Annotated in this window: 17 protein-coding genes; 3 read left to right on the top strand and 14 right to left on the bottom strand. The window is 72.1% G+C overall.

Annotation, left to right across the window (positions count from 1 at the left end; all coding sequences use genetic code 11):
- Positions 1–136: 136 nt before the first annotated feature.
- From ABD208_RS11060 to ABD208_RS11045, 4 genes are all read right to left on the bottom strand, one after another.
- Positions 137–2008, bottom strand: coding sequence for a hypothetical protein (locus ABD208_RS11060; RefSeq protein WP_344103232.1), 1872 nt, complete (start codon positions 2006–2008; stop codon positions 137–139).
- A gap of 180 nt (positions 2009–2188) precedes the next feature.
- The gene (gene murJ, locus ABD208_RS11055) at positions 2189–3835 is read right to left on the bottom strand and encodes a murein biosynthesis integral membrane protein MurJ (protein ID WP_344102618.1); all 1647 of its coding nucleotides are present in this window, start codon (positions 3833–3835) and stop codon (positions 2189–2191) included.
- 38 nt (positions 3836–3873) lie between these two features.
- Positions 3874–6201 (bottom strand): DUF6049 family protein, encoded by a 2328-nt coding sequence (locus ABD208_RS11050; RefSeq protein ID WP_344102616.1) that lies wholly within the window; start codon positions 6199–6201, stop codon positions 3874–3876.
- The gene (locus tag ABD208_RS11045; RefSeq protein WP_344102614.1) at positions 6198–6842 is read right to left on the bottom strand and encodes an NUDIX hydrolase; all 645 of its coding nucleotides are present in this window, start codon (positions 6840–6842) and stop codon (positions 6198–6200) included. Before ABD208_RS11045 ends, ABD208_RS11050 begins: the two co-directional genes overlap by 4 nt.
- A 141-nt stretch (positions 6843–6983) precedes the next feature.
- On the opposite strand from ABD208_RS11045, the gene ABD208_RS11040 reads away from it, so the two are divergent.
- A complete protein-coding gene (locus tag ABD208_RS11040) occupies positions 6984–8441 on the top strand; it encodes a CCA tRNA nucleotidyltransferase (protein ID WP_344102612.1) in 1458 nt (485 codons plus the stop codon).
- Positions 8442–8481: 40 nt separating this feature from the next.
- On the opposite strand, the gene ABD208_RS11035 is transcribed toward ABD208_RS11040, so the two are convergent.
- From ABD208_RS11035 to ABD208_RS10990, 10 genes are all read right to left on the bottom strand, one after another.
- Complete coding sequence (locus ABD208_RS11035; RefSeq protein WP_344102610.1) at positions 8482–9429, bottom strand: ribose-phosphate diphosphokinase; 948 nt, start codon at positions 9427–9429, stop codon at positions 8482–8484.
- A gap of 65 nt (positions 9430–9494) precedes the next feature.
- Positions 9495–11021, bottom strand: a complete 1527-nt coding sequence (locus ABD208_RS11030) for an MDR family MFS transporter (protein WP_344102608.1) — start codon at positions 11019–11021, stop codon at positions 9495–9497.
- 147 nt (positions 11022–11168) lie between these two features.
- The gene (locus ABD208_RS11025) at positions 11169–12467 is read right to left on the bottom strand and encodes a M23 family metallopeptidase (RefSeq protein WP_344102606.1); all 1299 of its coding nucleotides are present in this window, start codon (positions 12465–12467) and stop codon (positions 11169–11171) included.
- Complete coding sequence (locus tag ABD208_RS11020) at positions 12464–13084, bottom strand: hypothetical protein (RefSeq protein ID WP_344102604.1); 621 nt, start codon at positions 13082–13084, stop codon at positions 12464–12466. Before ABD208_RS11020 ends, ABD208_RS11025 begins: the two co-directional genes overlap by 4 nt.
- Positions 13084–15144, bottom strand: a complete 2061-nt coding sequence (locus ABD208_RS11015) for a hypothetical protein (protein WP_344102602.1) — start codon at positions 15142–15144, stop codon at positions 13084–13086. The genes ABD208_RS11020 and ABD208_RS11015 overlap by 1 nt, the downstream gene beginning before the upstream one ends.
- A complete protein-coding gene (locus tag ABD208_RS11010; protein ID WP_344102600.1) occupies positions 15141–17672 on the bottom strand; it encodes an ATP-binding protein in 2532 nt (843 codons plus the stop codon). The genes ABD208_RS11015 and ABD208_RS11010 overlap by 4 nt, the downstream gene beginning before the upstream one ends.
- Positions 17672–18286: a hypothetical protein gene (locus ABD208_RS11005; RefSeq protein ID WP_344102598.1), complete on the bottom strand. Its 615-nt coding sequence runs from the start codon at positions 18284–18286 to the stop codon at positions 17672–17674. The genes ABD208_RS11010 and ABD208_RS11005 overlap by 1 nt, the downstream gene beginning before the upstream one ends.
- Before the next feature lie 55 nt (positions 18287–18341).
- Positions 18342–18659, bottom strand: coding sequence for a hypothetical protein (locus ABD208_RS11000; RefSeq protein WP_344102595.1), 318 nt, complete (start codon positions 18657–18659; stop codon positions 18342–18344).
- Between the two features lie 20 nt (positions 18660–18679).
- Entirely contained in the window at positions 18680–19867 is a 1188-nt protein-coding gene (locus ABD208_RS10995) for a conjugal transfer protein (protein WP_344102593.1), read from the bottom strand.
- A complete protein-coding gene (locus ABD208_RS10990) occupies positions 19864–20151 on the bottom strand; it encodes a hypothetical protein (protein WP_344102591.1) in 288 nt (95 codons plus the stop codon). The genes ABD208_RS10995 and ABD208_RS10990 overlap by 4 nt, the downstream gene beginning before the upstream one ends.
- 284 nt (positions 20152–20435) lie before the next feature.
- Here ABD208_RS10990 and ABD208_RS10985 point away from each other — a divergent pair, with 284 nt between their 5' ends.
- Together ABD208_RS10985 and ABD208_RS10980 are read left to right on the top strand one after the other, a co-directional pair.
- Positions 20436–21347, top strand: a complete 912-nt coding sequence (locus ABD208_RS10985; protein ID WP_344102589.1) for a sigma factor — start codon at positions 20436–20438, stop codon at positions 21345–21347.
- 328 nt (positions 21348–21675) lie between these two features.
- Entirely contained in the window at positions 21676–22410 is a 735-nt protein-coding gene (locus ABD208_RS10980) for an SAF domain-containing protein (protein WP_344102587.1), read from the top strand.
- Positions 22411–22413: the final 3 nt, after the last annotated feature.

The following is a 22413-nucleotide window of genomic DNA, read 5'->3' as shown; positions in this document are numbered from 1 at the left end:
AATATAAGCCTGCGGGCGGAACCCGGGGCGGCGGCTCACCGATCACGCCCGTGACACGGCCAGGACGCGCCGGAGGGCTGCCACTCGTGTGACAGCCCTCCGAGGCGAGATGTGACCGGGACGGCCGCGTCGAGCATCAGCTCAGCGTGACCTCGTTCAGCTCGAGCCGGTACTTCAGCTCGGGCTGGCCCTCCAGCGGCGCCGACTCCGGCAGCGCGGTGATCCACACGACGAACGACTTCCCCACGACGGGCTCCTCCAGGGTGAACGTCGTCGTCCCCTGCTTCACCGGGCCCTCGGCCAGGACGGTTCCCCCTGCGGGATCGTCAGGCGTCGTCGCGCGGATCTGGATGTTGCCGCCCTCGCTGTTCGTGGCCAGATCGATCGTGGACACCGCGGCCTCCGCCTGCAGCGTGAGCGCCACGCCGCTGCCGGCCTTCGTGCCGCCGAAGCTCGGGTCGGTGTACGTGCTGGTGTACCAGAACGTCGTCGGATCGGCGTCGAACACCAGGGCCGCGGCCTCCGGGTGGTCCTCCTCGCTCGTCGGCGCGGGACCCTCGGGAGAGACGAGCTCCGAGGTGGTGATCACGGGCCGGGCCTCGGTGGCCGGGGTCGCCGACTGCTTCGGCGCGGAGGAGTCCCCGTCGCCGCTGGACTCCTCGCCCGCGCTGCTCGCGGACGTGTCGGCGCCGACGACGTCCACCGGCCGTTCGTTGGGCGAGAGCACGGCGCTGATCGCCCAGACCAGCCCCGCGATCACGGCCACGGCGACGACGCCGAGCACGATCGGCGTCGGGTTGACCCCGCCGCGGCGCGGCGCCGGCTGGGTCGCGAAACCCGCGTTCTGGTCGTAGTACTGCGGTTGCTGCGGGTAACCCTGCTGCGCCGCGTACTGGGGCTGCGCCTGGTACTGGGGGTCGTACGACTGCGGCGGGTACTGCTGCTGATAGCCCTGGGGCGCGTACTGCGGCGGCTGCTGGTACGCCGTCTGCTGGGCTGTCTGCTGCTGCGACCGGGGCTGGAAACCCGGTGGGGGCGGCGGCACCGGCGGGTGGGCCGGCTGCCCCAGGGGAACGCCCTCGGGCGGGACGGATGACATGACAGGTGCCTCCTCGGCTCTGGCGATGCGGCCGGTCACGACCGGCCTGCGGACCGGCGGCGCGGGTGGCCCCGCCTGCGGTCCGGTCGATTCGGGGTCCTGCTGGACGAACGCGGGCAGCGAGGCCAGGACGGAGACCTCGCCCCAGCGCCTCAGCGCGGCGACGACGTCACCCGGGGTCCGGGGTGCGCGCTCGGCCGCCTCCGGGTCGAAGGTCTCCGTGACCAGCGTGTCGATCGCGGGATCGATGTGCGGCACGAGCGTGGACAGCGGGGTCACCGCTCCGGCGTCGTCCCGGCGGGCGGGGAGCGGGATGATCGTGTCCTTGGTGATCCACCCGGCGTCGAGCTCGACGCCGGGCCAGCGCGCCGTCATCGCGTAGTAGAGCAGCGCGAGCACGCTGCGGGCATCCGCGGCGGCCGGATCCGGGCCGACGACGTCGTCACCCACCACGCCCGCGTCGAGCCCCAGCCCGGTCAGCACCACGCGATCCCGCTCGACGCGCACGGCGTCCGGCCGTACGACGCCGTGGTGCACCCCGCGCTCGTCGGCCGCGGCGAGGGCCGTCGCGACCTCGCCCGCGATCGCGCGGGCCTGCTGCTCGTCGACGAGTCCCTGCGAGACGATCGCGGTGAGGGTCTCGCCCGGGTACGGCTCCGTCACGACGTACGTCCCGGCCTCGGCCGCGCCGACGTCGAGCACGCGGCTGATCCGCCTGCCGGTCACGAGCGCCGCGCGCCGCGCGGCGTCGGCGACCTCCGCGGCACGCGCCCCGGCGACCAGGGTCAGCCGGACCGCGCGGTCGAGCACCTGGTCATAGGCCTCGAAGGCGGCGGCGTCGGCGAGGTCGGTCCGGAGGTGCGAGTCCAGCCGGTAACGGTCGACGACGACGTCGCCGGGTCCTGGCATGCTCACGGAAGCCTCCTTACCGATGGACGGGCGGTCACCGACGGCGCCTGCGACTGCCCGCCCATGCTACGTGGAGACACCGGCAACCCGTGTGATGCTGCGGCGTTTGTCCACAGCCTGTGCACGCGGCCACCAGGCGGCGTCGTGCGGATCGCCTGCCGTGCTACCGGCGGACGGCGGCTACCTGCGCAGGCGCCGGCGGAGCGGCACGAGGAGGGTGTCGAGCTCGCGCACCCGCAGCAGCCGGAGCAGGCCGACGTACACGATCAGCATCACGACGCCGCACAGCGCGCTCACCCAGAGCCCGCTGAGCAGCGTGGCCCACATGCCGTGCGCGAAGTCGAGCACGCCGAACCCGCCGAGCAGCTGGTAGAGACCCCAGCCGAGGCCCCCGGACACGACCGCGGCGACCAGGGCGCGCGCGTGCAGGCCGAGGATCCGGCCACCGTCCATCCGGCCGCCGAGCATGGCGCGCAGACCACGGGTGCGCAGCACGACCGTCACCCAGTTGGCCAGCGCGTACGACGCACCCGCGGCGACCACCCAGTACTCGCGGGGCAGCCACAGCTGCGCCGCGAGCAGGCCCAGGACGAGGGAGAGCGTCGAGGGAACGGTGATCCAGAAGACGCTCCGGCCGTCCTCGTACGCGTAGTAGACCCACTTCATCAGCACCATCGCTCCGAGCGGGACCAGACCGAGCGACAGCGCGACCAGCACCGGGGCGATCGCCGCCGTACCGGCCTCGCCGGCCGTCGGCACGATCAGGGCGGTCAGCGGCGCGGCGAGCACGGTGAAGGCGGCGGTCGCGAAGACCGTGAAGACGCCGACGGTCCGGATGCCCAGGGAGAGGTCGGTGCGCACCGTGTCCGTGGCGCCGTCCTGGGCCGCCTTGCTCAGCCCCGTGAACAGCGCGGTCGCGATCGAGACCGTGACCAGCGAATGCGGCAGCAGGTAGATGAGCAGGGCGTTGGAGTACGCCGCGTTGCCCGACTCGGCGGCGTCGGACGCGACGCGGGTCAGGTACATGACGCCGAGCTGCTCGAGGACGACGGCGGCCAGGGTCCACCCGGCGACGGAACCCGCGGCCCGCAGACCGATCCCGCGCACCCCCAGACGAAAGTTCCACGTGAAACCAGAGCGCATCAGCGGCACCAGGAGCACGAGGGCCTGCGCGGCGATCCCGAGGGTCGCGGTGCCGGCGAGCAGGAGCGTCCGGGGCGTGTCCCAGTCGCCGGGGTCCCTGATGCCGAGTTCCGGCGCGCCGCCGTAGATCAGCCAGAAGGCGCCGAAGCCGAGGATCGAGACGACGTTGTTCGCGACCGGCGCCCACATGAACGGCCCGAACTGCTCGCGGGCGTTGAGCACCTGCCCGAGCAGCGTGTACAGCCCGTAGAAGAACAGCTGGGGGATGCACCAGAACGCGAAGATCGTGGCGAGCGCCCGCTGCTCCTCCGTCCAGCTCGTGCCGGTGTACAGCAGCACGATGACCGACGACGACGCGGTCAGGATCGTGGTGAGCACCAGGATCGCCACGCCGGAGGTGGTCAGCAGCTTGTCGAGCCGTTCCTGGCTGTTCTCCGCCCGGAAGGCCTTCACGATCGCCGGCACCAGGACGGCGTTGAGCATGCCACCGGCCAGGATCGCGAACATGACGTTCGGCAGCTTGTTCGCGACGTCGAAGGCGTTGGCCACCGAGCCGATCGTGCCGATGATCCCGACGAGCAGCAGGTTCCGCACCAGCCCGCCCAGCCGTGACACCGCCGTCCCGGCGGCCATCACCAGCGAGTTGCGCCCGAGCCCGCGGTTACCCGTGGCCTGTGAGGTCATGAGGGGTTCTCTCCCGTTCGGTCCGGGGTTTCCCCCGCTCAATGGGTCCGGTGCGGCGCGTCCGTCGTCGTCCCGGAGGCAGCGGCGACATCCGCCGGGGGCTCCGTCACGGCGAACTCACCGGTCGCGGCCGCGACGTCCTCGACCGTTGCCCGGTTCGGGGAGCGCCCGCGCCGTACGGTACGCCAGATCCCGACCGCGAACAGCAGCCCGACCAGTCCCGCCACGATCCATGTACCGACTTCTTCCCAACCCGCCCGGACCCGCACCTCGAACGAGGACTCGGAACCGAGCTGCACCCCGGACGGCGCGAAGAGCTGGGACGTCACGGTGACGTCGCCGGAGCCGATCGCCTCGACGGGGATCGAGAGGTTCATCTCCTTGAACGAGGGGATCGTCCCGGTGACCTGGCGCGTGACCGTCAGGCGCGGGTTGTCGGGCTTCAGCACCACCGTGACCGTGATGTCGGTGTCGAGGTTGTTGCGGACGCGGATCGGCAGGTCACCGCGGTCGGAGATGAGGTTCACGCCCTCGCGGGGAATGACCTCCACGGCCTCACGCACCTCCTGCGCGTACTGCACGCCCGCGTCGACCGCGGCCTGCCGCTGGTCCGGGTCGCGGCGGTACCCGACCGACAGCGGGGCGACGAGCCGCATCAGCGAGTTGCGTCGCAGCTCCTCGGGATCGGCGGCGATCGAGGAGAAGTCGATGATCCGCGTGCGGCTCTCGTCGATGCGGTCCACCTGGCTGTCGTCGAGCTCGCGCTCCGTGGGTTGCTCCTGCGGCAAGGGCTTGCGCCCGACGGTGTGCGGGCCCGAGCCGAGCAGCCGCTTCAACGGCGCGATCTCGACCCACGGGGCGTTCCCCAGGGTGCCGAGGATCGTGCCGACGGCGTCGGCGTCGGGATACCAGGCGCGGTCCGTCGCGATCAGCGCGTGCGTGTCCGACGACGTCGCCTGGGCGACCACCGCCGCCGTCTCGGCCAGCAGCCGCTGGGCGGCCGCCGCGCCGGTCGCCGACGGCACCACGGCGCCGATCGGTTCCGCCCCGTCGGTCTGCCCCGGAGCGCTCTCGGCTACGGCGACGCCGACGCTCGTCGCCCGCGTGACGTCGGTGCCCTGTACGAACGCCGCGCTCAGCACCGCGTCCGCGACGGCCGTGCGCGCGAGACCGCGCTCGAGCTCCAGGTCGGCGCGACTCGTGGCGACATCCGGGGAAGTGGGGGCGAGGGTCCCCTGCGAGAGGATCACGAAGGGCCGGTCCGCGTAGGTGGCGGCGGCGACCGTCACGCGATCGGTGGCACCGTTCGCGGGCCAGGCCAGGCCCTCGTTCCAGGACGGGGGAACGGTCCACTTGCCGACGGCGGGCGTGTTGAGGATCCCGTTGATCCGGCCCTGCGACACGTCGGCGTGGGCCAGCGCGCCCAGGTCCGGGTCCCACGCCGGCAGGGCATAGGTGCTGGTGCGGTGGGTCGCCGTCAGGAACGACTCGCCCCATGCCCGGAGGTCCTCGCTGTCCGCGGCGCGGGCGAGCCCCACGACGTTCGGGTCCACGGCGAGCGAGACCTTGCCTGACCGGGCGACCTCGAGCAGCTGGTCGAGCCGGCCCTCGTCCGCGGCCTCCTGCGCGAGCTGCAGCTGCGCGCCCTCGATGTCCGCGGGGTCCACGATCCCGGCCGTCACCGGGGCCGCGATCGTCAGGCGCATCGACTTGCGGCCGGCCGACGCGACGCCGTCGTCGTACATCAGGAACGTGCGGAGCACGCCGACGCGGCCCTGCGATCCCGTGACCTCGAGCGACAGCTCGCGCGGGCCCCAGCCCTGCAGCGTGTAGGTGGCCGTCGGGAAGGTGAGATCGACGGTGCGAGACTGCCCGGCGGCGAGCCGGCCGAGGTCCTTCGCGCCCGGGCCGGCCGACGCGACGCGCTCGGTGAGCGGCAGGGACTCCCAGGCGGCGAGCGAGGCACGCTGCGTCAGCGCGACGGCGTTGATCGCGAGCTTGGCCTTCAGCCCCTCCAGCGGCTTTCCCGTTGTGTTGGTGATCGTGGCCTTCACCTTCACGTCGTCGCCCGGGCGGGCGACGGTGGGGGAGATGCCGGCCAGGGCGACGGCGACGGGGCTGCCCGCCCGATCAGCGACCGTGCCGGCCCCGCCCCGCCCGACGGCGCCGGTCGTGTTGTGCCCGACGACGGCGCCGGCGGAGGGCGCGGCTCCGGCGACGGTGCCGGCGGGGCGCTCGGCGGCCGCCGCGGGAGGCGAGGCAGAGGCCGGGTTCCCGGGCAACAGACTGCCGAGGAGCGCGAGGGTGGTGAGGACGACCGCGCCTGGCCGGGCGGAACGCCGCGGGGCACCGTGCTGCTGCTTCATGGGTGGTCTGGTGTCTCCCGGTGGGGCGGTCCGGATCGCAGGGCCGTGAGCAGCTCGGGTGAGGCGTCGAGGCGCTCGGCGGCGGCTGCGGCCAGCCGCTGCTCATTGGGGTAGGAAAGCTTGTCGGGCAGGTCGTCGATGCCGACCCAGACGGCGTCCTCCGCCTCGCCGTCGGGATCGTGCTCGACCGTGAGGGAGCCGCTCTCGGCACGCAGCAGGTAGTGGTGCACCACTTTGTGCACGCGGCGGTCCTCACCGGTGAACCAGTAGTCGATGACGCCGAGGTCCACCTGGATGGTGCCGCGGATCCCGGTCTCCTCGCGGATCTCGCGGATCGCGGCCTCCTCCGGGGTCTCCTGGCCCTCGAGGTGTCCCTTCGGGAGGCACCACTCGAGCCTGCCGTTGCGGTTGCGGCGCAGCAGGACGGCGACGTCGAACCCCATGGCGCCGGGTGCGGCCTCCGGGGTGGGGCGCAGCACGAGCCCGCCGGCGGAGGTCTCGTCGACCACCGGCAGGTGGGCGGCGGCCGGCGGAGCTGCGGTGATACGTGCGGGATCCACCCTCAGAGGCGCGCCGCCGGGCGGCGTGGGCACGTCGGGGCGACCGACCGAGTGGTCGCCTGCCGGCGCGGGGGTGGACATGCCCCAACATTACCGACTGCCGGACGGGGCACCGATCACACGCACCGGCGGTCGAAAATTTTTCACCCGATGTCCCCGCCGCCGCCCGATGACCGTCGACGACAGGCAGGTCCGGCGGCGCGTCTGGGAGAATCGGTTCCCGTGTCGACCCCTTCTGCTGCCAAGCCCGAGCTGGAACTGCTGCGCCGTGCGCTCGGCGTGCTCACCGAGATGGCCCCGGCCGCGACCGAGCTCGGCGAGGCGTTCCGCGCCGCCGGCCACGAGCTCGCGCTGGTGGGCGGTCCGGTGCGGGACGCGTTCCTCGGGCGCCCGAGCAACGACCTCGACTTCGCGACGTCGGCCACGCCCGACGAGACGGAGCGGATCCTGGCCGCCTGGGGCGACGCGCACTGGGACATCGGCAAGGAGTTCGGCACGATCGGTGCGCGCCGTGGCGACGTCGTCGTCGAGGTGACGACCTACCGCACGGACAAGTACGACCCGGAGTCGCGCAAGCCCCTCGTGGAGTTCGGGAAGTCGCTCGACGGCGACCTGTCGCGGCGCGACTTCACGGTGAACGCGATGGCGGTGCGGCTGCCGGAGCTCGTGTTCGTGGACCCGTTCGACGGACTGGCCGACCTCGCGCGCAAGGTGCTGCGCACCCCGATCGCGCCGGAGCGCTCGTTCGACGACGACCCGCTGCGCATGATGCGGGCCGCGCGCTTCGCCGCCCAGCTTTCGTTTCACGTGGAACCAGGAACGCTCGCGGCGGTGGTGGCGCTCGCCTCGCGCATCGAGATCGTGTCCGCGGAGCGCGTCCAGGCGGAGTTCAGCAAGCTCGTCCTCGCGCCGAACCCGCGTGCGGGCCTGGAGGTCCTGGTCGACACCGGTCTCGCCGACCACGTGATCCCCGAGCTGCCCGCCCTGCAGCTCGAGATCGACGAGCACCACCGGCACAAGGACGTCTACGAGCACTCCCTCATCGTCCTGGACCAGGCGATCGCCCAGGAGACCGGGCCGGACGGGGCGGTCCCGGGTCCCGACCTCGTGCTGCGGCTCGCCTCCCTGCTGCACGACATCGGCAAGCCGGCCACCCGCAAGTTCGAGGCGGGCGGGGGAGTCTCGTTCCACCACCACGAGATGGTCGGCGCCAAGCTGACGACGAAGCGACTGCGCGCCCTCAAGTACGAGAAGCACGTGATCAAGGACGTCGCCCGCCTCGTCGAACTCCACCTGCGCTTCCACGGCTACGGCGAGGGCGCCTGGACCGACTCCGCGGTACGCCGCTACGTGACGGACGCCGGCCCGCTGCTCGAACGCCTCCACCGGCTGACCCGCGCCGACTGCACCACCCGCAACCGCCGCAAGGCCCAGCGGCTCTCCGACGCCTACACCCACCTGGAAGAACGGATCGCGGCCCTCCGGCAGCAGGAGGAGATCGACGCGATCCGCCCTGACCTCGACGGCAACCAGATCATGCGGATCCTGGGCATCGGCCCGGGCCGGGAGATCGGCCAGGCCTACCAGCACCTGCTGGCCCTCCGCATGGAACACGGCCCACTCGGCGAGGATCGCGCGACGGACGAGCTCCGGAAGTGGTGGGCCGCCCGCGACGCCTGAGGTCGGGGCGGGGAACCCAGTGCGGGCGGGCGCCCGGGAGTCAGACGTGCGTCGGGTCGAACAACGCGCTGACCGACTCCCCGGAGTGAATGCGCCGTACCGCCTCCGCGAACGCGGGCGCGACGCTGATCACCGTCAGCTTGTCGTGCGCCATCATCTCGGTCGACGGGATCGTGTCCGTGGTGACGATCTCCACCACGTCGGGATCGGCGGCGATCCGGTAGAGCCCGTCACCCGCGAAGATCCCGTGCGTGCACACCACCCGGACCGCCCGTGCACCGTGCTCCCGCAGCAGGTCCAGGATCGCGATGATCGTCCCGCCGCTCGCGATCTCGTCGTCCAGCACGATGATGTCCCGCCCGGCGACATCGCCGATCAGCGACGTGATCTCGACGTGGTCGTTGAACCGTTCCTTGGCGGCGGCCGCCACCGGCACCCCGAGCATCTTGGCGAACGCACTGGCAGGCTTCGCGTTGCCCAGGTCGGGGGAGACCACCGTGGTCTTCGACAGGTCGTTCAACGTGAAGTGCGAGGCCAGCTCGCGGAGCGCGTTGAGCTGATCGGTCGGCACCCGGAAGAACGCATGGACCTGCGGCGCGTGCAGCGTCATCGTCAGGATCCGGTTGGCCCCGGCCGTCTCCAGCAGATCCGCGACCAGACGCCCGCCGATCGAGATCCGCGGCGCGTCCTTCTTGTCCGACCGTGCGTAGGCGAAGTGCGGCATGACCGCGGTGATCCGCTGCGCCGAGGCCCCTTTGGCCGCATCGATCATCATCAGCAGCTCCATCAGGTTCTCCTGCGTGGGAGTGATGATGGGCTGAACCAGGTAGACGTCCCGCTCCCGGCAGTTGTCCAGCAACTGCGCCTGCAGGCAGTCGTTCGCGAACCGGCTGATCTTGACGGGACTCAGAGGCACGTCAAGGTCAGCACACATCTTCTGCGCGAAGCGCTGCCCCGCGGTGCCGGCAAAGACCCGTACCTCGGCCATGCACAGGAGTATATGCACCGCGATCCGTGCCCGCGAGGGTCCCGGGGACCCTCGCGGGCACGAGTTCAGTGAGCCGTCGAGCCCTCGACCCGCTTGATGCGGCTCGCCAGGAAGATCGCCGTCGCGACCACCACGGCACCCACCAGGAAGGCGAGCCGCGCCCCGCCCGTCAGCGACTCGGCCTCCCCGGCGCCGTCGTCGGACAGCGCCGTCGAGCGGATCGTCATGAGCGCGACGAACAGCGCCGTGCCCGCCGCGCCGGCCACCTGCTGCACCGTGTTGATCGTGGCCGATCCGTGCGAGTAGAGGTGCGGCGCGAGCTCCGCCATCGCCGCGCTGAACAGCGGCGTGAACGTGAAGCTCAGCCCGACCATCAGCACGAACTGCGAGACCACGATCAGCCACAGCGGGGTGGCCACGTTGATCGTCGCGAGGAGCGCGACCGACAGGGTGACCGCGGCGAGCCCCGGCATCATCAGGGGCCGCGGACCGTACCGGTCGTAGAGCCGGCCGACGAGCGGCCCGAGCAGGCCCATCGCCACGCCACCGGGAACCCCGACCAGGCCGGCCTCCGTCGGCGTGTAGCCCATCGCGTTCTGCAGGACCAGCGGGAGCAGGATCATCGCGCCGAACATCGCGATCATCGAGATCGCCATGACGGCGACCGCCAGCCGGAAGTTGCTCGACAGGAAGGTCCGCAGGTCGAGCAGGGCCGAGTCGGTGCGCTGCCGGGCGAGCTGCCGCCAGACGAACAGCCCGAGCACGAGCACGCCGACGACGAGCGGAACGTACGGGCTCACGATCGCCGTCCCCTTGGCGGACTCGCCCAGGCCGGACAGCCCCCAGACGATCCCGCCGAACGCGACCAGCGAGAGCACCATCGACAGCGGGTCGATCGGGTGCTCGTCCTTCGCGGCGACGTCGCGGATCCACACGATGCCCGCGGTCAGCGCGAGCAGGGCCACGGGGACGACGACGGCGAACACCGCGCGCCACCCGAACAGGTCGGTGACGAACCCGGAGATCGCCGGCCCGCTCGCGGGCGCCAGCGCGATGACCAGGGTGATGTTGCCCATGACCCGGCCGCGGATCTGCGGCGGCACGATCGTCATGATCGTGGTCATGAGCAGCGGCATCATGATGCCCGTACCCATCGCCTGCACCACACGCGCCCCGACCAGCACCCCGAAGTTCGGCGCGATCGCCCCGAGCAGCGTGCCGGCGGAGAACACCGCCATCGCCAGGATGTAGGCGTTCCGCGTACCAAGCCGGTTGATCAGATAGCCGGTGGCCGGGATGACCACGGCCATGGTCAGCATGAACGCCGTGGTGAGCCACTGGCCGACGGTCTCGCTGACCCGGAGGTCCGTCATGATCGACGGCAGGGCGATCGTCATCGTGGTCTCGTTGAGGATCACGGTGAAGGCCGAGGCCATCAGCAGGGCGATCACCCGGAAGTGACCGGGCGCGAGCTTGGTCGCGGCCTCGGCCTCCGACGGCTCCGGGTCGACGTGATCCGGGTGCTCGACGGCGGCGACGCCGCCCGGCGGTCCGTAGGGATGATCTTCGATGGTGTCGGTGCGTGCGGGCATGCCGGGGTCCCTCCCAAGGAGTCAAGACGGGGGTCGAGACCGCGAGCTTCCTTGCACACGACCTACGTCATACGACGCACGCCCATGATCGAATATTCCTTGCCCCGGGCGCGACCTGTTTATTGAGACGTCTGCCGACGGCAGAACTCATCGCTCCGCGCCCACCGAACTGCTCGCGGGTTCCGGCCGGCCCGCCGTGGCCGCCACCCCGAGCGTCACCCCCTGCCCCGCCATGAACGGCTCCGGGTCGATCGCGGTCCCGTTCATCCGCACCTCGTAGTGCAGGTGGCAGCCCGACGACGTCCCGGCGCCCGCCGGGTCGATCCGCGAGTCGCCGCCCATCTGCGCGATCTGCTGCCCTGCCCGGACGACGTCGCCGACCCGTACGAGGTTGGTCCCGGTCAGCAGGTGCCCGTAGGTCGAGTCCAGCCCCAGGCCGTGCTCGATCCGGACGGTGTTCCCGGTGCCCCAGCCGGTCCCGCCGGAGATCACCACGCGCCCGGCCGCGGCCGCGTACACCGGCGTGCCGCACGACGCCGCGATGTCCTGCCCCAGGTGGTAGCGCGAGGCGCCCGCGATCCCGGTGCTGCGCGGCCCGAACCCGGATGCCTTCGTCCCCACCGCCGGGTTCGCCCAGCCGCCCGCGCTCACCGCCGCCTGCGCGGCCGTCCCGGTCATGCACGGCGCGGCGGCCGAGCCGCCCTGGGCCGCCGCGGACAGGGCCTCGAGATCCTGCTTCTCGGCCCCGCTCACCAGCTGCATCGCCCGCAGCGCCCGCTCCCAGAAGGGCGCGTAGTGGTAGGGATCCGCGTTCCGCTGGGCCTTGTGCGCGGCGATGGTCGGCTCCATCGCCTCCCAGCCCGTCACGGCGAGCAGCCGGTCGTAGAAGCGGCCCGACGACGCCACCGGGTCCAGCCGCGTCGCGACCGACCCGAACCACTTCTGCTCCTGGAACATCCCGATCGAGCTGGTCAGCGTCCCGTCCGGGTTCCGCACCCCGAAGCGGTCGTCGCCGTAGTTCAGGTTCCGCATCCCCGATTCGCCGAGCGCCGTCATGATCGCGATCGCCTGCGCCTTCGCCGGCACCCCGCGCTCCGCCCCGACCTGCACGATCACCGTCGCGTTCTGCAGCTGCTCCGCGGTGAAGCCGCCCGCCGCGACCTCCGCGCCCGCACCGCCCGCCTGCACCGCACCCGTGCCCGCCCCGCAGTTGCTCGCGGTCAGGGTCTGCTGCCCGCCGATCATCCCGCCGATCAGCACCACCATGCCGACGAGCGCCGCAGGCAGCGCCAGCGTCGCCACGGCCAGCACCACCAGGACGAGCGTGGCCCGCCGGGTGTGGTCGTCCTTCTTCGGGCCCTTGCCCGACGCCGCCCGCCGCGCCGCGTTTCCCAGCGCCTTCGCCGCGAGCCGGCCACCCTGCCTTGCCAGCTGCGACGTGCTCACGACGACGGCCTGATCTGCTCCGCCAGCCAGGGCGAACCGCCGTCGGCGCGCACCAGCAGCACCGTGTAGTCCCCGGCGTCGGTGGGCACCTGGACCTCGGTGAGCAGCGTCGACGACTCGTCGGTGATCTTCGCCGCGCCGGTCACGTCACGCACGGGCACGTTGCGCGGGTCGACGTCCTCGTACACGGCCCGCGCCTGCGGCGTGAGCAGCGGCGAGAGGTCGTCCCACCACGCCTCGGCCGACTTGTCGACGGCGGCGAACGCGGCCACCGCGGCGACAGCGGCCTCGCGGGCGGCCAGCCGCACGTCGTCGTCCCAGGTCGCCTCGACCTGCTGGGCCGGCTTCTCGTCCGCGTCGAACTCGGGCTCCTCGACCACCTCCCGGGCGGGCTCGCCCGGGTCGACGTCACCGTCCTCCACGACGTCCGACGGCGGTGCGGGCGTACTCGTGGCCGGAGCCGCCACCCCGCCGTCGTCCCCGTCCTCGCCCTGTGTCACGCCGTCCTGCACCGTCCCGGCGGCGTCGTCGGTCGCCGTGTCCTCTCGCGGCCAGCCGATCCACGCCGCGACGACGAGCACGACGGCGGTCAGCACGCCCACCACCCACCTGCGCATCAGCGACCCAGCCTCCTCAGATCACCGGCGCTCGGGTTGTGGACGATCCCCGGCGCGCCGCCCGCCTGGCGGGCGCCCTCGTCGAGGCGCCGCTTCAGCTCGGCACGACGCCGCTGCTGGGCGAGCGCGCGGGCGCCGCCGCGCACCGCGCCGGTCACCTTGCGGGCCTTGCGGACGAAGCCGAGCGCGCGCGAGCCGCCGACCGCCGCGGCCGAGGTGCCGCCCGTCGCCGCGGCGGCCCCCATCTGCAGGCCCGTGCGGGTGACGCTGCGTGCCGCGTTGGTCATGCGTTCCCGGAGCTTCTCCGACTCGGAGCGCGGCGGGACCTGGTCGGTGTGCTTGTCGTGCAGGTTGGCGTCCGAACCGGCCGCGGCCTGCTCGCCCACGACCGCGGGGACCTCGTCCCGGTCCTGCTCGCGCAGGGTGTTGGCGGCGTCGGTCCACTCGCCCGCCGGCCGGCCACCGGTCGCGGCACGCCCGGCGTCGTCGTCCCCGTTCCCGGCGAGGGCGCCTGCCGCGGCGCCCGCCGCCGCGCCAGCAGCGCCCAGGGCGATGCCCGCGCCCGCCCCCGTGCCGCCGGCGTCGGCCACCCGGCTGGCCTGGTCCAGCGCGGCCGGGTTCGGCGCCGCCGCGGCGGCGTCGGCCGCGCCGGAATCGCCGGATCCGCCGCCGGATCCGCCGGCCGGGGCCTCCGCGGGCGCCGGGCCCAGGCCGATGCCGGCCCAGTCCTTCGCCTTGTCGTACCGCTCGGTCCACCGGGCGCCGTTGGCCCACGGCATCGCCTGCGGCTCGCCCACCTGCGACGGCACGCCCGCCGCGGCGAGCTTGTCGGCGAGGCCGCGCAGGCCGGCGCGCACGCTCGTGCCCATCAGCACGTAGAAGACCGCACCCGCCACGACCAGCGTGTTGAACAGGTACAGGCGCACCAGGAACGGCATGCCGTCGGTCGCGTCGTAGAAGCCGAGGAGCATCTTCATCCACGCGACGAGGAACATCGTCGCCATCGCCACGAGGATGCAGCCGAGGCCGATGCTCGCGAACGTGCGGAACAGCTGCGCGCGCGTGCCGCTGGAGACCACGCCGACCGGCAGCTGCCACAGCAGCTTGATCGCGGACCAGCCGAGCAGCACGACGGCGAACAGCGTGCCGCCCACGATCACCACGCTCAGCAGCAGGAACACGAAGCCCGTGCTCAGCAGGCTGAGGGTGGAGACCACCTTGGGCGCGTCGATCTGCTTCACGGCCTCCGCGTACCGGTCGTCGCAACCGCCGATCCGCTCGACGGCGTCGTCGGTGCCGACCGTGTCGGTGTAGGTGCCCTCGCAGCCGGTGCCGTCGATCATCGAGCCGTAGTTGATGATCTGGTGCGGCGTGCGGATGAGGGTGTCCACGAGCTGGCCCTTCAGGCCCTCCCGGATCACGACGGCGTCGCGTTCGAACGAGGCGCCCTCGGTCGCGAAGCCGGTGGCGATGTCCATCCCGGCGTCGCGCGAGGACATGATGACGCCGCGGTCGCCGCCGATCACGCCCATGGGGTCGGCGAGGAAGCCGGTCGCCAGCGCCGCGATGACGCAGCCGATCAGCAGCTCCATGAAGCCGCCCGCGTAGCGGCCCTTGAGCAGCCAGAACCCGACCACGAACGCCAGGATGATGAGGGTCAGGTTGAGCAGGCCGATCTGGGCGACCATCGACTGCACCACGAGGCCGAGTCCGGCCAGCGGCGACAGGATGTAGTCCAGCCAGTCCATGCCGAGCACCCAGTCGAGCACCCAGATCTGCACCGCGACGATGTCGCGGTACCAGGACCAGAACATGCCGGCGAGCGTGGAGAAGATCTCCGAGTCCACGTTCATGGGGTTCCACGCCGAACCGGTGTCCCACTGCAGCACGAAGCGCTCGGTCGAGACGCCGCTGGTGTCCTCCAGCTGCAGGCTCGCCGTGCCCGTCGGGGAGCCGCCGGTCTCGTCGGCGGTTCGCACGGCGGAGCCGAGGCCGCCGCCCGCGGCGTACAGGAGCTCGGCGGATCTGTGGACGACCTGGTCGATGAGCGAGGTGTTCATGAGTGGACCACCGTTCCCGTCGAGCTGGTGGGTGTCGTCTTGACCGTCACGGCCCGCGTCTCGACGAGCGGTGCCATGACCTTGGCGCGGCCGTAGCGAGCCTGGAAGTCGCGCACGAGGCATTCGCCGCGGCGCTCCTCGGGCACGCCGACGGTGGCGTCGACGACCGGGGCGGTGCCCTCGGTGACCAGCTTGACGAGCAGGGGATCCACCGGCGCGTTCTGCGGCAGGCCGTGCAGCCAGCGCAGGCCGCGGCGGGCGAGGTTCTCGTCGCGGTGGCGCAGCAGGACCCGGAACGGGATGAGGCCGCGCACGACCTCGTTGCCGAAGTCCTCCTCGGCGTCGTGGCTGCCGAGCAGGAGCGCGGCCTTGTGCTTGCGGCCGTCGCGGATGAACATGCCGATCTCCTCGGCGGCCTCCGGAGAGGACATCGTCTTCGACGCCTCGTCGGCGGCGAAGATGTCGAGCCGGGTGCGGTCCGCGAAGCACCGGTACCGCGCCAGCGCGGCGATCAGCGCGAACGCCGCGCGCCCGAACACCTTCTCCGCCTTGAGCTCGGCGAACAGGTGCCCGTGCTCCATGTCGGCCTTCGACGGGAGCTGCATCTTGTGCGTGTGCAGCACGATCGCGGGCGCCGTGAGGTCGACGGGCGGGACGGCGTCGTCGAAGATCGCGCTGCCGAAGTCGAGCTCGGAGAAGATCCGCATCTCGTCGGCGAGCACTCCCGCACCGGGAAGCTCGCACTCGGCCTCGAGGTGCCGGGCGAGGGATCCCAGGGACGTGATGCCGTACCGCGTCATGTAGTTCTGCTGCAGCACCTTGGACAACAGCACGTTCTGCTCGGACTTGGTCTGCACGCTGAGCAGCACGGACAGGAACGCCCGCGTCACCCGTGGCGCCTGCGCCGGCGGCAGGATCCGCAACGGGTCGAGGGAGCGCTCGGCGTTCTCCGAGATCTCCACGACCTGGGACCCGGGGATCTCGGAGACCGCGATGCACCACTCGCCCATCTCCGTGTGGTCCACGGCCATGAGGGTCGCGCCCCGGTCCACGTTGTCCATGGCCACGCTCTTCATGGACACGGACTTCCCGGACCCGAGCTCGCCGACGAAGCCCATCGCCAGGGCCACGTCGAGCTTGTCGGAGGCGCCGCCCAGGTTGACGAAGACCGGGTTCGGGCGCGAGGCGCCGTTGCTGATCTCCAGCGCGAACAGCGATCCCGAGGTGTCGCCCAGGTCCGTCGTCGCGAACGGGACGGCCGCGGCGAAGTAGCGGGCCGTGGTGATCTGCGAGTACTCGCGCACCGCGCGCGGCGTCGGCATGCCGGGCAGGGTGGCGTCGAACAGCTGCGGCTGGACCGTCGGGTCGGTGCGGAGCTTGAACTGCATCGCCGCGAAGTACTTGGTGAGGTCGCGGGCGTCGTCGAGCACGCGCTCCGCCGTCGGCCCCGAGACCGTGAACATCGTGGTGGCGTCGACCTCGACCTCGAGCTCGTCGGCGTCCATCACCGCCTGGTACTCACCGAGGGCGCGGGCGGTGCCGTCCAGCGACGACCCGGCGCGCTCCTCCTCGGAGCGCTGGTCGAACTGGTCGTTCAGGGTGCGCACGGCGCGCCGGTTGCGGCCGGTGACCTCTTCCCGGGAGCGCACGGTCATGCGGATCGCCCAGTCGCACGGCACGCTCGACTCGTCCACGCGGCCGATCCACTCGCAGCCGGGGTAGACGATCCCGCCCGACGGCGTGTCGCTGACCACCAGCGTCGACTGGTACGAGGCCCGCTCGGGCGACTCCGCGTCGATCACCTTGACGTACGGGCGCTGCAGGATCTGCATCGGGGTGAGCCGCTTGGCCGAGTCCGTCTGCCCGGCCGGGTCCACGAGCACCGCCGGGAGCACGGACGCCCCGGTCAGGTGCAGTTCCGCGTCCAGCGACCCGTGCACGGGCACGTCGGTGTCCAGGCCCAGGCCGCGCTGCATCGCGTGCCCGAACATCCACGCCATCTCCGCCACCGACGCCGGCCTCGGGTCGAACGCGCCCGGCATCTCCTTGCGCAGCGCCTCGGCCTGGGCGGCGCGCTCGCCGATGGCGTGCCGCGACGGGACCGCGCGCGGCAGCATCAGCTGGTCCTTCAGCCCGGCCCAGCTCGCCTGCAACGGTTCGAGCACCGCCTTCGCGCCCGGGTTGGGCAGGGGAGCCGCGATCCAGTACACGCGGCGCCCGATCTCGATGTTCTCGAGGAAGTCCAGGGTGGCGTTGCACTCCGCGGCCCAGGCCTCGTGGGCGGCCAGGTCGACGCCGTCGACCATCGCCTCCACCACCGAGACCGGGTCGGTCGCGGCGACGAGGCCCAGGTGCAGGGACTCGCCGCGCAACGCGCGGTAGAGCGCGGTGTGGTGGCGCCGCGCCGCATGCTTCTTGTCGTCCGGCTGGTACGCGTAGGGAATGGGCGACACCCGCCAGACGGCCCACACGGTCCCGGAGCGGGTCCACATGAGGCCGTCGGTCAGGGCGGAGATGTGGCTGAGCATCAGCCGTCCTTCCTGCGGAGCTTGCCTGCCAGAAGTTCACCGACGCCCGTGAGGGACGCGGTGTCCCTGTCGTCGGGGCGTACCAGATCGGTCGGGGTGAGCGGGGGAAGGGGTACCTCGCCGGTGCCGGTGGCGACCTCACGCCGGTCGACGTCGTCCACCGGCACCAGGTCGGCGCCCGACCAGCCGCGCGTGCGCTCGGCCCGCGCCGCGGGGTCGCCGTCGGGCAGCAGCACCATCACGCGGTGGCTGACCGCGCGCGGGCGAGCGACCGCGAGCCGGCCGCCGGACAGGCGCCCCGGGCTCGAGGTCAGGTTGAGCGCGTCCATCACCCAGGTGGCCGGGTTGCGCCCGGTGCTGGGGATCTTGCCGGTGATCCACACCGTGCCGATCACGATCCCCGCGGCCACGACCACGTCCATGAACCCGCCGAGGCGGGCCCACAAGGGGGCCGTCTGCCACAGCACGAATCCCACCAGGAATCCTGCGCCGATCTGCGTGATCGTGTAGGGACCGCCCCAGATCCGCCCGCCGCTCGGCATCTTCCCCACGAGCATGGGGATGCGCCGTGCGCGGGTGTAGAACTTCGCGGTCTCCAGCTCCGGTTCGTCCACCGGGCCTACCCCCTCCTTGTTGCCGTGCTGCGCGCGCAGCACGCGTCAGCAGGCGTCAGACGCTTGTCGTACTGACGACGGCGGGCATGCTGAACTCGTCGTCGGTGAGGTCCTTGGTGACATTGATACCGCCGTTGACCAGCCAGAGGACGACGCCGCCCACGATGGCCGACATCAGGATCGCGGCGATCGACATCTTGGTCTTCACCGCGGTGATGACGACCATGAGGATGACGATCACAAAGGTCACGGATTCGATCGCGACCTTGACCTCCTCGGACTTCACGGTGATGAGGTCCAGGAACCCCTCGGCGCGGACGGTCTGCGCGGTCGCGGCCAGTTCCGGCGCGGCGGTGATGATCTCGGTGAGCATGATCTCTCCTTGCGTATCGGTTACTCGGTGCCGGACTCGCCGGAACCGGCGACCGGGCTCTCGGTACGAACGGCCTGGTCCAGGCCGGACACCTCCCAGCGGCCGTCCCGCGCGACAAGCGTCAGGAGGTACTGGGCGGTGGTCTTCTCCCCGTCGGGACGGGTGAACTCAGCGGTGACGAGGGCGTGCGTGCCCGCGCCGTCGGCGGGAGCGTCGGTGATCTCGTGCGAGCCACCGATCGCCGTGACGGTGACCTCGGTGTACGGCGCCGGGACGATCGCCCCGATGTTCGTTCCCGGGCTCAGGTAGCGCGCGATCTCGCCGTCGCCGGTGGCGTAGGCGGCGAGGAACGCCCGGATCGACTCGCCGGCGTCGGAGGTGACGGCGATCGTCTGCGGGTAGTCGAGCTCGGGGGCGTCCGCGGCGGCCGGGCCCGCGACGGGCGCGGGCAAGGCCGGCGCGGCGACGCCGATCGGCTCGTCCTCGTCCGCGGGCTGCTGGACCGTCACCGGCACCTGGAAGTAGCGGCGCACCCAGACCAGGAGAGGCTCCTCCGCCTCCTTCCCGGAGCTGCCGGAGCCCGGCGACGGGGCGGTCCCGCCGTCCTCCTCCGCGGGTGCCCCGGTGCCCGGCACGGGCTCGGCGACGTCGACGCCGACGGTGATCATCCACGTCGTGCCGAACGGGCTGGGCTCGCCCGGCACCACCTGCGCCACGGAGCTGTCCCGGATCGTCATGCCCGTCGCGGGCAGCGTGCCGACCGGGGCGTCCGTGAGCGACTCGACCAGGGCCTGGTCGTTCCGGTCGGCCCGCAGCCACGTCTCGGTCAGCTCGATCGCGCGCTCGGTCGCGGCCGTCCCGGCGGCCTGGTCCGCGGCGGAGATACCCGCCGTGACCGGCTCGGCCTCGGGCCGCAGCGCCGTCCACACGAGCGCGGCGGGCCCGGCCAGCAGCGCGAGCACCAGCAGTATCGTCCACGCCTTCGAGGCCAGCGCCGGGCCCTGCGACCACTCGACCACCTGCGGCGGCGGGGTGTCGCCGTACGACGACGATCCCGTGTCCGCGTCCCCCTGCGCCGCGCCCCCGGCGAGCTGCCAGGGGTTGTCCGACGGCGCGCCGGTGGCGTCCGCGGCGCGCTGGGGATGCGCCGGGAGGGCCGAGGGGGAGTCCGGGTGCTTCTTGTTGCGCCCGGTCAGGATGGAGCTCATCTGGTGCGCACCTCGTCCGACAGGTCGTTCGACAGATCACGTGCGAGCCGCGCGCGGGCGGCCCGGGCACTGCGGGTCCGGGGGCTCTCCAGCGCGTCGGCGAGGCGGTGCGCGGTGTCGTCGTCGCCCAGCGGGTCCTGCTTCAGGGCCGCCACCAGGGCGTCGATGACCGGTCTGACCTCACCACGAACGGCGTGCACCTCGGCGGTGTCCCGCAGCAGCTCCACTGTCACGTCGTCGTGGTGGAGCTGGTGGTGGAGCTCAGGGGCTGGTTCTTGGCTCATCTCGCTTCTCCCAGTCACCGGTACGGGTTGTCTGTGTCCCACTGCTTCTCTCTTTGCTTCGTCACCCCGAACAAATGGCCGGGCAGGGCTTCGTGTGACCTTCCGATGGCCCGTCAAGTCGCCAATGTGACCCAGATCACACCAAGGGTAAATCGACGGGCAACAGTAGCGGGCAACACTCCCCGGCTGAACTTGGGCATCAGGCGCTCACGCGGCGCTCCGGCAACATGCCTTGCGGCTGCCGCGCAGGACCCGTCCCGTCCCAGACCTGAGGAGCAACGTCCATGCCAGGCATGTCGCCGTCCGCCTCGGGCACGCTCATGACCGAGCTCGACCAGGACTGGGCCGAGCTCGTCGCGACGCGATCCTTCGCCGAGGAGATCGACCGCTTCTCCCGCCGCTTCCCGCAGCTCTCGGGGCTGGCGGACGGCCAGCCGGTGCGCTTCACGGCGGACGACGCCGACACCGTGCTGCACGCCCTCCTCGTCGAGTACGCCGGGGGGAACTTCGCCGCGGGCCGGGTGGTGCTGCAGTGCATGCTGCCGGCCGTCCGCGCCATCGTGCGCCGGTCGCGCCGCCACTACCGCGACGTGCAGGACCTGGAGCAGGAGGCGGCCGCGGCCATGTGGGACGCGATCTGCCGCTTCGACCTGAGCCGCACGGAGAAGGTCGCGATGCGGCTGCAGGGGCACACCCTCACGCGGGTCGTGGGCGATCGCGCCCCGTTCGCGCAGGGGACGCGCGCCAGCCGCGCGCCCCGGGTCGAGGAGATCCCGACCGACGCCGCCGTGCTGCCGCACCTCGAGCGCCCCGAGCCGGAGGAACCGGGCACGACGGCGGTGTACTCGCTGGCCAGCGCGTCGCTCGGCGCCACCGGCGAGGTGCTCGACGTCATCGCCTGGGGCCTCGACAGGGGCGTTATCACAGCCCAGGAGGCGAGCTTGCTCACTCGCGTCTACGCTCCAGATCCAGAGCTGCCCGAGTATGCCGAGCTCGGCACCGGGCGGGGTACATATCAGAAGCGGGTTGCCCTGGAACTGGGCATCCCGCACGCCACACTTCGCCAGCGAGCGAGCCGCGCTGTTCGCCGCTTGGCTGAAGCCGTCCGCACCGGGGGTCTGTCTGGGGGATCGCCGGACGGGCGGAAGGAAGAGGGTCGTGGAACGACATCGGGAGAACCACTGGGGGGTGCGTGACTCTCGGGGGTTTCCACTTTCAACCCTCTCCATGGCGCGGGGGGTCGTCCGCCTCCAGTCGGCGGCCCCCCGTGCTCATCCGCACGGGCCGGTGCTCATCCGTGCCACCCGCCCCAGGGCGCGGGCGATACTTTCACCCGGTACGTCATCGCAGGTCAGAACCCTGCTGATGTTTACCTGTCATCCAAGGCATCTCCACAGCATGTGAACTTCTGTGGCCGCCGTTGACCTTCCCTTGCCCGGAGTTGTCCAGCTACCGTTCATGCTGCCGGGTTCGCCCGCGTGCATGAGGATTGCTGCGGGAGCAACCGACCGGGAGGGGACGTCAGTGAGCAGTGACACGAGCGTGGGTGCGAGACGCACCGGCGTGGGCGGAGGCGTGAACCCGCCGTCCGCCGGCACCAAGCCACGCATCACCGGTGCCACGGTGCCGGCGCCCGCCAAACCCACCCGCGCACGCCGAAGGCCCGCCGTCATCGCGCTCGGGCTCGCGCTCGTCGCGCTCGGCGTCCTCGCGTCGGTCTACCTGACGACGACGCTCGGGCAGACGCACCAGGTCCTGGCCGTCACCAACGACGTCGCGCGCGGCGAGACGATCACGTCGGGCGACCTCACGGCCGTCGACCTCCCGACCGGCCCCACCCTGCTCAAGCCGGTCGACGCGGAGCTGATCCGCGAGATCGGCGGCAAGAAGGTCGCCGCCGCCGATCTGCCCGCAGGTTCGCTGCTCACCCCCGGTTCCTTCCAGGACGCGCTGCAGCCCGCCGTCGGCCGGTCCATCGTCGGCATCGCGCTCGCCCCGAACCAGATGCCCCGCACGGCCCTGAACGCCGGGGACGTGGTCCGCATCGTCGAGACCCCGGTCACGGGCGGTGACGCGCCGCCCGAGGAGCCGCTCAGCATCCCCGCCGTCGTCGTCACGTCACAGGCCGCCACGATCGGCGACCAGACCGTCGTCGACGTCGAGGTGGCCAAGGACAAGGCGGCGGCGCTCGCGGCGCGTGCGGCGACGGGGCGGGTGGCGCTCGTCATCGACCCGGCCCTCCCCACCGGGGAAGGGTGATCC

Origin of the sequence: Myceligenerans crystallogenes (assembly GCF_039529775.1) — a bacterium.
Classification (GTDB): domain Bacteria; phylum Actinomycetota; class Actinomycetes; order Actinomycetales; family Cellulomonadaceae; genus Myceligenerans; species Myceligenerans crystallogenes.
The sequence above is the reverse complement of the archived record's forward strand: the minus strand, read 5'-3'. Positions and strand labels throughout refer to the sequence as shown.